Below are 12,551 nucleotides of genomic sequence, written 5' to 3'. Positions count from 1 at the left end.
TTCATTTTTTGTTCCAGATCATCTCTTGAATGAGTTGTTTTGGTTCATAGTGTTTCTGTGAAAACGATTTTAATGCCAATACATCTCTCACCTTCTTTCCAAAAAGTTGCTGAAAGAGGAATTACTTTCCTCAAGGCTTTTGGAGAGAAATATCATGTCCTTCTTTTGCATGCGTATCTTGTCCCTCATGTTGATCAAAAAGAACTTATTCAAAAAAATGATGAAGTGAAACGACAATCACATGAAGGTCTTGAAGCGCTCAAAAAAACTTTAAAGAACATTGTTTCAAATGGAAATATGACGTTTGAGACAAGATCCCATTTGGGAACCTGGGAAAATGTCATTTCAAACGTTGCTGCAACCGAAAAGGTTGCGCTTGTGCTTCTCCCCTTTGGAGATGACGATTTTATGCGGAGGATATCGCATATGCTCGAACGCATTTCATGTCCTCTCCTTCTTCTTCCCTCCTCTGAAAGGAGGCCGTAATGTTTCGCCACATTCTTGTAGCCTATGATTTTTCAACGCAAAGAAAGAGGCTATTGCAGCTTTGACCCGCTTCTCCCGCGGAGAATCAGAACTCCTGAAAGCGTAATGATAAGAGCGCCGAAGATTGAGGCGAGGTCTGGAACTTCGTTCCAAAAGAGAACTCCCAAGAGATACGAGAGAATCACGGTTACATAACTAAAGGGAGTGATGATCGTGGCATCGCCATAGTCATACGCTTTGGTTCCGAGTAATTGTGCGATCGTGACCGTGACACCAACGGTGAGGAGTAATCCCCACTCAAAAAGCGAAGGGTGTGTATAGTCCAAGATGCAGGAGATCAATGAAAGAAGCGCCATCATCGCTGCAAAGTAAAAAGTGATCATGGCCGTGTTTTCAGTGGTATACAGTTTTCGAAGTTGAACGGTAGCAATGGCCATGAAAAAAGCAGAACCCAAAGCCATCAAAGCTTCATTGGAAAGAAGATTGCTGTCTGGCTTGACAATCAAGCAGATGCCTACAAAGGAAATGAGAATCATAAAAAAAGATTTTCGATGAAAGGATTCTGTGGAGAGAAGAGGTGCAAGCAGTGCCACAAAAATCGGCATGGTATTAAAGAGAGCCGAGGTGTTTCCAATTTCAAAATACTTGAGACTATAAAAAATCATGATCATCGAAACAGCGCCAAAAAAAGAGCGGATGAGAAGGAGTTTCGGCTGCTTTGGTTTGAGTGAATGTGATCGTTTGAGCATAAGAGGAAGCAGAAAAAGACATGAAAAAAATGCGCGAAAGAAGACGATTTCAAAAAGCGGAAGTGTTTGGCCAGCGAGCTTCACTCCTGCCCAACTGATCGTGATAAAGATCGAGCAGATGATCATGAGGATAATACCGAAGAGTTGATTCTGCTGTTTGGCCATGAGGACTTATAAGTTTTTCGCAGAGCAATTGCAAAACCGAATCGTTTCGGGTTAAAACGCCATTCAAAATGTTTTTTCACAACCTGCTTCGGGTAAGTTTTCTCGGAACGCGGTTCGATTTGGGTCGTCCCAAATCGACCGCTCTTCTCTCAGCAATTTTATTTATGAGTTCCCGTTTGAGAAAATTGCCTACGAGATGTCCTCGAAAAACTTACCACTCGCGCGGTTGTGACATGAAATGAATGGAGTCAGCATGACAAATACCAGAACTGAACGCGATTCAATGGGGGAGGTGGCTGTGCCTTCTGATGCTCTCTATGGCGCGCAGACTAAACGCGCGGTTGATAATTTTCCGGTGAGCGGCAGAACGTTTCCCTCACTCTTCATTCGCATGCTCGGCGAAATCAAATATGCAGCCGCAAGCGCCAACAGAAAACTCGGACGTCTCGATAAAAAACTTGCCGATGCGATCATGCAAGCCGCAGAACGCGTGGCCAAAGGAGAGTGCGATCAACACTTTCCAATCGATGTTTTTCAGACCGGCTCTGGTACGTCGACCAATATGAATGCCAACGAAGTCATTGCGAATCTTGCAAACGTTGCTCTTGGGAGTTTACTTGGCGCAAAAACTCCGGTCCATCCGAATGATCATGTGAATGACGGCCAGTCTTCGAATGATGTGATTCCGACCGCCATTCATCTGAGCGCTGCGTATGGCATCAAATATGAACTCATTCCTGCGCTTCGCGAACTTCAAAAAGAACTGAGCCAAAAAGCGAAAGCTTTTGATGATGTCGTCAAAATTGGGCGCACACATTTGATGGATGCAACACCCATTCGACTTGGCCAGGAGTTTTCCGGGTACGCTACGCAAGTGGCGCATGTGACAGAGGCGCTCGAGCGAGTGCTTCCATCACTTTTTGAACTCGCCATTGGTGGAACCGCAGTGGGAACTGGAATCAATACGCATCCAAAGTTTGCGAATGAAGTCTGTAGCGTACTTTCAAAACGTTTGAGTCTCGATTTGAAAGAGGCGACCAATCATTTTGCAGCGCAGGGAGCGAAAGATGCGTGTGTTGAAGCAAGTGGTTTGTTAAAGATGACGGCGTTAGCCGTCATGAAAATTGCTGATGATCTTCGCTGGCTTGCAAGTGGCCCTCGTGCAGGGCTTGCTGAGATTAAACTTCCGGAGTTGCAACCTGGTTCTTCGATTATGCCGGGAAAAGTAAATCCCGTGATTCCCGAAGTGGTCTGCCAAGTCGCATGTCAAGTGATCGGCAACGATACTGCGATTACGATGGGAGCATCGACAAGTAAATTTGAACTCAATGTGACGATGCCACTGATTGCGATCAATCTCCTCGATTCAATCCGTTTGTTAACTGCAGGAGCGCAGCTCCTCGCAAAGAAATGTGTGGCTGGTATTGAAGCTGACAAAGAACGCTGTCGTCAATTCGTGGAACAGAGTTTAATGCTCGTCACTCCTCTTGCCAAAGAGATCGGCTATGATCGTGCCGCAGCGCTTGCCAAACGTGCATATACCGAACGCAAAACCATCCGCGAAGTAGCGCTCGAAGAAAAAGTTTTGGATGAACGCAAGCTCAATCAGATTCTCGATGTTCGTTCCATGATGGAGCCAAAGTGAATTATTCACTTTCCTGCATATAATCGACAACAATCGTAATAATTTTTTGGAGAGTCGTGTTGCAGGCCTTAAATGAAATGTCGTCAAGCACTTCAGTTCCATATTTTCTTAACAAATCGCTGATTAAAGCATGAATGAAGGACTGTGTCGCTGAATCAACATGTTCAAAATTGAGGATGACTTTTTGTTTTTTCTCAAGAGCAGGAATAATGGTGTGAAGTCGTATATCTCGTGCCTTATCCTTGTTTTCGGCAAAACTTCCTGTTTCCTTGAATATTTTAATTTCAATCATATGAAGTGAGCCTTTTTATACTTTGTTTTTTTTCGTTCTTTCACCGCATTGGTATACGTCGTTCTGATTAAATCGAGAAGCAATGAAAATTCTTTTGTGGCATGTAAGGAGATGTCAATCCCAACAACAGTTCCGTTCCAGTATGGAAGATTTTCTTCTTTTGAATGTCTATCTCTGAATGGATCCGCATACAGTTTTATTTTTGAGTTTTGAGGTCTCTTCAAAAGTTTATAAAGAGCGTTCCCACTATAAATCATAAAAAAATCGCGATTGACGTTCGCAATCGATTTTATAAAAAATAAACCTGCTCCTGCGTTCAGTTCGGTTCCACCTTCTTTGCGTGTTGTGCCTGTAATTCCGGGAGTCAGTGCTAATTGCAATGCTTCGAGATCTGTTTTTGCGGCATAAGAGGTATTGATGCTTTTTTTAACTCCAATTCCAGTATCAGCAATTCCAATTCTTATGGTGTTACTTTTTTGAAAGTACTGTGCACAGAGAACAGCGCCATGTTTTGAGAAAGCATGTTCCAATACATTTCTTACCAATTCACTGACAATGTATTTAATGGGTTCAGCATGTTTTGGTTCCAGATGAAGTAAAGGGGTCATGTCTGTAATGAATTTCGTGAGCATCGTTGAGTTCTTGATGAGAGAGAGGGGAATAAATCGCCCAGCTGGTTCATGTTCGGTAATCGTCATTCCTGATGCGATTCCCCAAATTTTAAAAAGCCCCATTCGTTCGAGATAGTGTTTCGATTTGGCTTCAAATTTTTCACACGTGATGTGATTTGAATCGAGATTTAAACCCAATGCAGCGATCATGGAAAGGATGACAGGGTGAATCGAAATCCATTTTTTATTTGCGGTGATTTGCAATGTCTCTGGATCAGAGGTCTCAAATGACCTTAAAAAGGGGTCAATGTTCCCTAAAAAGGCACTGTTTGGTAAATGTATTCGCATAGAAAATCGTTTCTAAAGTCATAAAATTACCGGGAATCCCGGTGTTTTTTTTAATTTGCCTAATTCCCGGTAAAAATCAAGAATTTTTAGCAACCTTTTTCTTTGTCTTTCAATAAAGTACGGGAAATCAAATTCCTTAAAGGAGGGAATTATGGGTAATCCAGTCATGACAAATGTAAGAATCATTCCAACAGATGTGGACGGTAACCGAGTTGGGATGGATACATATTATCAAGCGGTTCATAATTCAACCGAGCGTTTTCTTGTTCGGGGCGTCAAAAATAGAACAGGTTTTAGCAAATGCTTGTGAAGTTTATATGTTTCCGTATGAGGCCGAATTGCTGATTAGCCCATAATGTGGGCGTGCGCCGCACGCCCCTACATTTTGGTAACGAAAGAATACTTATGAAAGCCATTGCGTTTACAGAGCACGGTGATCTTGATGTTTTAAAAAAAATGGATCTCCCTGACCCGAAGCTTCTTGATGACGAAGCTCTCATTCAAGTGGAAGCCTGTGCGCTCAATCATCTCGACATCTGGACCCGTCAAGGATGGCCTGGCCTTGAAGTGCCGATGCCGCATATCTTGGGCTGTGAAGTAGTCGGAACCATTGTGGCTCTCGGAAAAAAAGTGAGTGGCTGGAAAGAAGGTGAACGCGTTCTCGTTTCACCAGGTCAGATTCCAGGCGATCCGACTCCCGGCTATGAAGGACGTGAAAGTCTCGATCCGAAATATCAGGTGATGGGCTTTCAGCGTCAAGGTGGTTACGCAGAATTTACAACAGCACCTGCAAAAGAATTGATTCGAATCAATGATGCATGGACTGCGGTTGAGTGGGCAGCAACTCCACTTGTTTTTCTCACCGCACAGCACATGCTCTTTGGACGAGCTTCGCTCAAGTCTGGGGAAAAAGTTTTGATTCACGCAGCTGGCAGTGGGATTGGAACCGCCGCAATTCAACTTGCGAAGAACGCAGGTGCATTCATCATTGCCACCGCAAGTACAGACGAGAAATTAGAAAGAGCGAAGCTCCTTGGAGCTGACGAAGTTATCAATTACAAACGACATCCTGAATTTCACAAAGAGGTGAAAAAAATGACGAATGGTTCTGGAGTCGATGTGGTCTTTGAACACATTGGCCCCACGACGTGGCACTCAAGCTCTGCGTCGCTTGCTCGCGGTGGTCGTGTTGTTTTCTGTGGTTCAAGTTCTGGACCAACCGTGGAAATTGATCTCCGATTTGCGTTTACGCGACAACTCTCTATTCTCGGATCCTATATGGGATATAAATCTGAACTCCTTGAAGTGATCAATTTATTGAAACAGAAAAAAGTTCATCCCGTTATCGATTCAGTTTTCCCCATCGACGAGGCCCGCAGTGCCCAGGAAAAAATGCTTTCCCGCGATCTGTTTGGGAAGATTGTGCTGAAAATGGTCTAACCCTCATTTACATGCTGAATATATCAAGAAGGCGAACAAAAGCCCGACGCACAAAAGCGCGACCCCCCCTTAGGAGTTAATTCACCAACCTCAAAAACTCCTGCGAAATAAACTATTATTAGCAGTCCCATTACCGCAATTATCATTAGAACGGGTTCACATCCAGGACTGTTTGTATCGAGAACATAACCAGTTTCAACTTGTGTCATGAACCGATTTGCTTCATGGGCTGAAATTTTTTCACCATTGATGAGCTTGGTGACGATTGCTGCATTCTCTGGACCGAGAATACTTTGGATCTGAGGAAGAGTTCCGCTCTTTACAATTATGTTTCGCAGCTCACCATCAATGGATTGCCCTCGAGCAAGTTTGGTCGCGATGTTCACAATATCAGCATTGGGAAGAATTCTTTCAGCTGAAGGATCGATCCACATCAAATTTGTTGGCAGTTGATTGGTGAGAGGTTGTGGGAGTTCAAAGAGCGAACCAAGAAAAGAAGGAATTTTTGTTTCAGGCGTCATGTGTTCAAGATAGGCTTCAACATCACCGTGAGCTTGAATAACTTCGGTAATGCCTTCTGCCAATGCCAAAGCTCGTTGAATCTCGGGATCATTGCTTTGGTGTAAAGCCTTGAGAGCTTTCTCTGCCAAAGCATTTACTCGACGCTCTAAGCTTGCTTGACTTGCAGGATTGATATCATGACGAAAAGTTTCACTGTCAATCCAACGAGCTACTGTCGCATACTCTGATCCGAACTTTGTTTGTTCCACGAGTGAAAACTCAGGATTACCATCGCTAAGCGCAATATCTACAATGAGTCTGCCTTGCTGATATCCTTCATCCAGCGGATGACCACCGCTTTCATGCACAATCTCTTCAAGATGATTTTTCAGAGCAATCACATTCACGGAGCCAGACGATGCCATAAATCCTCACTTTCATGTTCCTTATCGAGAAATGAAAAAAGAAGTTGTGTATTTATAACATCGTCATGATGACCTGATGACCAATAACTAACTGTCAGTTATTGGTCATATTGTGGTCTAATTGAAAGTTAAACTTTCAATTGACACCAATAAACAAAAAATCTAGTATATTCATGTATGTATAAACGACATTTGGCTCATTATATAGCTGAAAACGCTCAAAAATATCCAGTGATCACTCTTATTGGACCACGGCAATCAGGCAAGTCGACGTTATGCCGGATGGTTTTTCCTTCCTATGCCTATGTATCATTAGAAGATGTCGATCAGCGTCGTCGTGCCATCGAAGATCCACGGGGTTTTTTTCGTCTTCATTCAGGACCTTTAGTTCTTGACGAAGTTCAGCGTGCTCCTGAACTCCTCTCTTATATTCAAACGCTCGTTGACGAACCGGCATCAACACGAAAATTTGTTCTGACCGGTTCTCATCAATTGCTCCTGATGGAAAAGATCACACAGTCTTTGGCTGGGAGAACCGTGATTGCAAAGCTTCTCCCTTTTTCAAGACGAGAACTTGAGAATGAAAAATCAGAAATCCCAATCGGAGGTGAACTGATAGTAAAAGAAAAACAACAGACGCATTCAACACAAAAACGTTCACTCGAGACACAACTCTTTACTGGTGGCTATCCCCGTATTTACGATAAACAACTCGCTCCTCAGCAATGGCTTCAGCAGTATTATGAAACCTACGTTGAACGAGATGTGCGTACTCTCATGAACATTGGCGATGTTGATCTCTTTGATCGTTTTGTCAGGCTCTGCGCTGGTCGTGTCGGACAACTTTTGAATCTCTCTTCGCTTGGGAATGATTGCGGTGTTTCTCAGCCGACAGCTAATGCCTGGCTTTCTCTTCTGAAAATGAGCTTTCTCTGTTTTACGCTTCAACCTCATTTTCGAAATTTCAATAAGCGTATGATCAAATCACCAAAACTCTATTTTTTTGATACGGGACTTCTCTGTTATCTGCTCAAAATACAGACAGCGGAAACGCTTGAGACACATCCTTTGCGCGGTTTTATTTTTGAAAATTGGATTATCTCAGAATGGATGAAATCATATTATCATCGTGGTCTCGAGCCACCGCTTTATTTTTGGCGCGATACCAAAGGAAATGAAGTGGACCTCATCATTGACCAGGGAACGGTCTTGTATCCGATTACCATTAAATCTGCTGAAACATTCGATCCGAGTTTTTTGAAACCGATCGATACATTTCAGAAACTTCAAGGATTGAAACAAAAAGACGAACCTCTCGGGGAATGTGTCTATGGTGGCGAAGAAACATTTTCCTTCAAGAATTCCTATGTTCGTTCCTGGAACAAGGTGTAATCAGAAAATGCTTTCTCGTGATCTGTTCGGGAAGATTGTGTTGAAAGTATAACTTTCTGTGTCAGACGACATCATTGACAAATGCCGCTATTTTCGATGGAAAGGGCTACTTTTCTCTCAGGAGCAGCTATGATTTTTGGACAGTACGATCCACGTGAAGGAAAAATCTATCAAGTCCTAGATGAAAAGGGTGTGCTCGCCAAAGGGGCGACCCTCCCTTCTGATGCGATGCTCAAACAGTTTTATCGTGACATGGTGCGACTGCGTGCGATTGATGACAAAGCGTTCAATCTTCAACGCCAAGGTCGACTCAATACCTATCCACAAATTAAAGGACATGAAGCAATTCAAGTGAGCGCTGCGCATGCCATGAAACCACAAGACTGGCTCGTCCCTTCGTATCGTGAAGGAGCGCTGGCCCATCTTCGCGGCGTTCCTTTTTATCAAGTTTTACTTTTTTGGTTCGGAAACGAGATGGGAAGTCACTTTCCACAAGAGGCAAACGTTCTCCCTTTTTCTATTCCGATTGCGTCGCATCTGCCACACGCTGTTGGGATTGGTTGGGGAGCGAAACTTCGCAAAGAAAATCTCGCGGTGGTGGCAACTTTTGGTGACGGAGCGACGTCAGAAGGGGAGTTTCACGAAGCCATGAACTTTGCAGGTGTCTACAAAGCGCCTGTTGTTTTTCTTTGCACGAATAACCAGTGGGCTATTTCTGTGTCACGGGAAATGCAGACAGCGTCGCAGACGCTTGCGGAGAAAGCATTTGGATATGGATTTCACGGCATTGCGGTGGATGGGATGGATATTCTCGCGATGTATCAGGTGATGACCGAAGCGTTAGAGAAAGCGCGTTGTGGTGAGGGACCAACTTTTATCGAAGCCGTAACCTATCGACTCTGCGATCATACAACCGCCGATGATGCGAGCATCTATCAATGTGCTGAAGATGTGGCCATGTGGAAAGAAAAAGATGGCGTGTTGCGCCTGAGACGTTTTTTAGAGAAGAAAGGGCTTTGGCAGAAAAAAGATGACGAAGAAATTCAACAACAAGCGCAAGTCTTTGTAGAAGAGACTGTACATGCTTTTGAAACCTATGCCAAGCCGACACCCGAAGAGATTTTTAATTTTACGTTTGCCGAAACTTCTCCGCGACTCCGTGAGCAATTAGAAGACGCAAAAGTTTTTGCTTCTGAAGTTCATGAAGAAAATTATCATTAAAGAAAAGAGAGTCAGCGGTGCCAAAGCGATCGAATATCGAAGCTATTACTGATGCCCTCCAAGTGGCAATGAGTCGTGACGAGCGTGTTATTGTTCTGGGAGAAGATGTGGGGAAGCTCGGCGGCGTTTTTCGTGCTACAGCAGGGCTGCAGAAAAAATTTGGAAAAGATCGCGTGATGGACACACCCCTTGCTGAAGCCGGTATTGTCGGTATGGCTATTGGCATGGCGATCTATGGACTCAAGCCCGTTGCTGAAATTCAATTTATGGGATTTGATTTTCTCTGTCACAATCAACTGATGGCGCATGCTGCGCGTATGCGCAATCGCACGCGGGGACGTTGGACCGTGCCGATGGTCGTGCGCATGCCCTGTGGTGGCGGGATTCATGCACCAGAACTTCACTCCGATAGTTTCGAAGCGACGTATGCGCACATTCCCGGTTTAAAAATTGTGATGCCATCTACACCACACGATACCAAAGGACTTTTGCTCGCTGCCATTGAAGATCCCGATCCTGTTATTTTTCTGGAACACAAACGCATTTATCGTGCGGTAAAAGATGAAGTTCCTGATGGATTTTATACGGTCCCCATCGGAAAAGGGGAACGTGTTTGCGAAGGAACAGATGTCACCATCGTCACTTGGGGATTTATGCGGCATCTGGCAGCGAATGTTGCGAAAAGTTTTACGGCAGAAGGAGTGAGCATTGAAGTCATTGATATTCGCTCCATTGTTCCGCTTGATGAAGAGATGATTTTGGAATCGGTCAGAAAGACCGGTCGATTAATTGTGCTGCATGAAGCTGCTCGTTTTTGTGGACTTGGAGCTGAAATTGCAGCGCTGTGCGCAGAAAAAGAGATGTTTTCTTTGAAAGCACCTCTTGAACGGGTGACCGGTTATGATATTACCATGCCGCTTCCCAAAGGTGAGATGATGCAACTTCCAAGTGAAGCGCGACTTGTACATGCAATTAGAAAAGTGATGGAACACGGATAGGACGGAGGCAACAGATGGCATTCGATTTTAAATTTCCTGATGTCGGCGAAGGCATTGCCGAAGGGCTTCTCGTCAAATGGCGCGTGAAAGAGGGCGACATGGTGAAAGAAGACCAGGTCCTTGCTGAAGTCGAGACCGACAAAGCAATCGTCGAAGTTCCATCTCCAAAAACAGGAAAGGTGCTGAAGCTTCATGCGCAAGAAAATCAAACCATCAAAGTCGGACAAGTCATTGTCTCTTTCGATGATGGGACAGGTCCCACAATAATAACCACAGAAACAGCGCCAGATGCAGAAAGAGCGAAAGCTCCAACTGTTGTGGGAGCTATTGCTGAAGAACTTTCGTTTGGGACTCCGTCCTCTCCTGTTCGGCGTTCAATTTCTTCGACAACATCTCAGACGCAAAAATCAGCAGCACCGGTGATGCCCCGTATTCGTCAGCTTGCAAAAGAGCTCGGTGTTGATCTCGATACGCTGGAAGGGTCTGGGCCTGGAGGAAGAATTACGGAAGAGGATGTCAAACGAGCCTCAACCTCAAAAGGAACAGAAAAAGTTTCTGCAACGTCAACCGCATCTTCACCAGGAATGGCCGCAGGCCTGGAGAAATATGGACCAGTCGTAAAAGAGCCCTTTCAAGGAGTGCGCAAAAGTATTGCGGAACGTTTATTGAAGACCACGACTTCCGCGCCGCTGGTAACTCATTTTGATGTTGCAGATATGGATGCAGTTGAAAAATTTCGTCAAAAACAAAAAATCACCTATATGCCTTTTTTCATCAAAGCCGTGGTGAGTGCGTTGAAACAATATCCGCAGATCAATGCTGTACTTGATGAAGCGGCAAGTCAGATTGTCTATATGAAGTACTATAATATCGGCATTGCGGTGGATACGGAAAATGGACTCATGGTTCCGGTGATTAAAGATGCCGATAAAAAATCGTTGGATCAACTCGGCGCAGATTTGAAGGGGATTTCGGAACGTGCGCGCACTCGCGCAATTTCTCTTGAAGAGATGCGCGGCGGCAGTTTCACGATTTCCAATGTCGGTGCCGTGGGCGGAATCTTTGCCACACCGATTATGAATTATCCGCAGTCAGCGATTCTTGCGATTGGAAAAATTCGCGAAGTACCGGTTGTTCGTAGTGGAAAAATTGTGATCGGCAAAGATGCTCCGCTTTCGCTCACCTTTGATCATCGCTTGATCGACGGCGCTGATGCCGGACGCTTTGTGAATCATATTATTGAACAATTACAGCATCCAGAAAAACTTTGACATTGTACTCATTATGCATACAATTGTATGCATATATGGAACAATTCTTCTTTCCATCAGAAGGGATCCAGAAGGTCCTTTTTCTCTTTTTTTCACGACCAGGGGAAAATTTTTACCTTCGAGAAATTGCAGACCTCACTTCACAAGCGGTAGGTTCACTTCAGCGACAGTTAACAAAGCTCGAAAAAAATCGCATCTTAAAAAGTGTACGAAAAGGGATGTTGAAATATTATCAGTTCGACGAAACATATCCTTATATGGAGGAATTAAAAAGTATTGTGTCACGAGAGATGCGACGGATGAAGCTAGAGAAAAATGTTCAAAAACTTCTACGAGTATTAAAAAAAGAGTATCATCCAGAAAAAATAATCTTATTTGGATCTCTCCCTACAGGACGTGTGACACCTTCAAGTGATGTTGACCTCTGCATTGTCAAAAAAAATATTCCGAAGCGTTATTGGGATCGTGTGAAAGAACTAGCGCCCATTCTTTCTGAAAATACGGATGTTGGAGTTGATTATGTCATTTGGACTCCAGAAGAATTCAACAAAGAACTTTCAGAAAATAATTTTCTCAAAGAAGAGATTCTCAAAAAGGGAAAAATCCTTTATGAATGCACGGTATGAAGCATGGATGGACAAAGCAGAAGATGATCTTCAATTTGCTGAAATCGGTTTACGTGAAGGTTTTCATGCACAGGTCTGTTTTCTTTCTCAACAGAGCATTGAAAAATCACTGAAAGGCGCGCTTGTTTTTTTAGGCAAGGCCTATCCGAAAACACATAGTCTTCGCGAACTCTCTTCATTGTTTTCCGAGCTGAATCTTAGGAAATGGAAAGAAATGCTTTCGGTGATCGATGGTTACTATATTCCTCTGCGCTATCCTGATGCTGCTCCTGGTATGAAAGCTTCTGGTCCGCCAAATAAACAAGAAGCAAAAGAAGCTCTTTCCACAGCACAAGAGATTTTTGAAGCGGTTACGGAATACATTTCAAAAAAGAAGTGATT

At 43.9% G+C, this 12,551-nt stretch carries 13 protein-coding genes; 9 read left to right on the top strand and 4 right to left on the bottom strand.

The window, feature by feature from the left end; all coding sequences use genetic code 11:
- The first annotated feature begins 39 nt into the window (after positions 1-39).
- Positions 40-486, top strand: a complete 447-nt coding sequence (locus A3C46_05570; GenBank protein ID OGQ22913.1) for a hypothetical protein — start codon at positions 40-42, stop codon at positions 484-486.
- A gap of 50 nt (positions 487-536) precedes the next feature.
- Here A3C46_05570 and A3C46_05565 read toward each other — a convergent pair whose 3' ends face one another.
- On the bottom strand, positions 537-1,400 hold the full coding sequence (locus A3C46_05565; protein ID OGQ22912.1) for a hypothetical protein: 864 nt from the start codon (positions 1,398-1,400) through the stop codon (positions 537-539).
- A gap of 253 nt (positions 1,401-1,653) precedes the next feature.
- On the opposite strand from A3C46_05565, the gene aspA reads away from it, so the two are divergent.
- Positions 1,654-3,045 (top strand): aspartate ammonia-lyase, encoded by a 1,392-nt coding sequence (gene aspA, locus A3C46_05560; GenBank protein OGQ22911.1) that lies wholly within the window; start codon positions 1,654-1,656, stop codon positions 3,043-3,045.
- A 1-nt stretch (position 3,046) separates the two neighbouring features.
- On the opposite strand, the gene A3C46_05555 is transcribed toward aspA, so the two are convergent.
- Positions 3,047-3,337, bottom strand: coding sequence for a hypothetical protein (locus tag A3C46_05555; protein ID OGQ22910.1), 291 nt, complete (start codon positions 3,335-3,337; stop codon positions 3,047-3,049).
- A complete protein-coding gene (locus tag A3C46_05550) occupies positions 3,334-4,296 on the bottom strand; it encodes a hypothetical protein (protein OGQ22909.1) in 963 nt (320 codons plus the stop codon). The genes A3C46_05555 and A3C46_05550 overlap by 4 nt, the downstream gene beginning before the upstream one ends.
- A gap of 405 nt (positions 4,297-4,701) precedes the next feature.
- Between A3C46_05550 and A3C46_05545 the strand changes: the two genes are divergently transcribed.
- A complete protein-coding gene (locus A3C46_05545; GenBank protein ID OGQ22908.1) occupies positions 4,702-5,736 on the top strand; it encodes an alcohol dehydrogenase in 1,035 nt (344 codons plus the stop codon).
- Positions 5,737-5,759: 23 nt separating this feature from the next.
- Here A3C46_05545 and A3C46_05540 read toward each other — a convergent pair whose 3' ends face one another.
- A complete protein-coding gene (locus tag A3C46_05540) occupies positions 5,760-6,662 on the bottom strand; it encodes a hypothetical protein (protein OGQ22907.1) in 903 nt (300 codons plus the stop codon).
- Between the two features lie 177 nt (positions 6,663-6,839).
- Here A3C46_05540 and A3C46_05535 point away from each other — a divergent pair, with 177 nt between their 5' ends.
- The 6 genes from A3C46_05535 to A3C46_05510 all read left to right on the top strand — a co-directional run bounded on the left by A3C46_05535 (position 6,840) and on the right by A3C46_05510 (position 12,549).
- A complete protein-coding gene (locus A3C46_05535) occupies positions 6,840-8,054 on the top strand; it encodes a hypothetical protein (protein OGQ22906.1) in 1,215 nt (404 codons plus the stop codon).
- Between the two features lie 129 nt (positions 8,055-8,183).
- The gene (locus A3C46_05530; protein OGQ22905.1) at positions 8,184-9,275 is read left to right on the top strand and encodes a pyruvate dehydrogenase (acetyl-transferring) E1 component subunit alpha; all 1,092 of its coding nucleotides are present in this window, start codon (positions 8,184-8,186) and stop codon (positions 9,273-9,275) included.
- Positions 9,276-9,343: 68 nt separating this feature from the next.
- Positions 9,344-10,273, top strand: a complete 930-nt coding sequence (locus A3C46_05525; protein OGQ22942.1) for a 2-oxoisovalerate dehydrogenase — start codon at positions 9,344-9,346, stop codon at positions 10,271-10,273.
- A 14-nt stretch (positions 10,274-10,287) separates the two neighbouring features.
- The gene (locus A3C46_05520; protein ID OGQ22904.1) at positions 10,288-11,544 is read left to right on the top strand and encodes a hypothetical protein; all 1,257 of its coding nucleotides are present in this window, start codon (positions 10,288-10,290) and stop codon (positions 11,542-11,544) included.
- Between the two features lie 290 nt (positions 11,545-11,834).
- Positions 11,835-12,170, top strand: coding sequence for a hypothetical protein (locus A3C46_05515; GenBank protein ID OGQ22941.1), 336 nt, complete (start codon positions 11,835-11,837; stop codon positions 12,168-12,170).
- On the top strand, positions 12,154-12,549 hold the full coding sequence (locus tag A3C46_05510; GenBank protein ID OGQ22903.1) for a hypothetical protein: 396 nt from the start codon (positions 12,154-12,156) through the stop codon (positions 12,547-12,549). Before A3C46_05515 ends, A3C46_05510 begins: the two co-directional genes overlap by 17 nt.
- The last annotated feature ends 2 nt before the right edge of the window (positions 12,550-12,551 follow it).

This window comes from Deltaproteobacteria bacterium RIFCSPHIGHO2_02_FULL_44_16 (assembly GCA_001798185.1).
Classification (GTDB): Bacteria; UBA10199; UBA10199; order 2-02-FULL-44-16; family 2-02-FULL-44-16; genus 2-02-FULL-44-16.
Note: the sequence above shows the minus strand (reverse complement) of the source record. Positions and strands in the feature narration are given on the sequence as shown.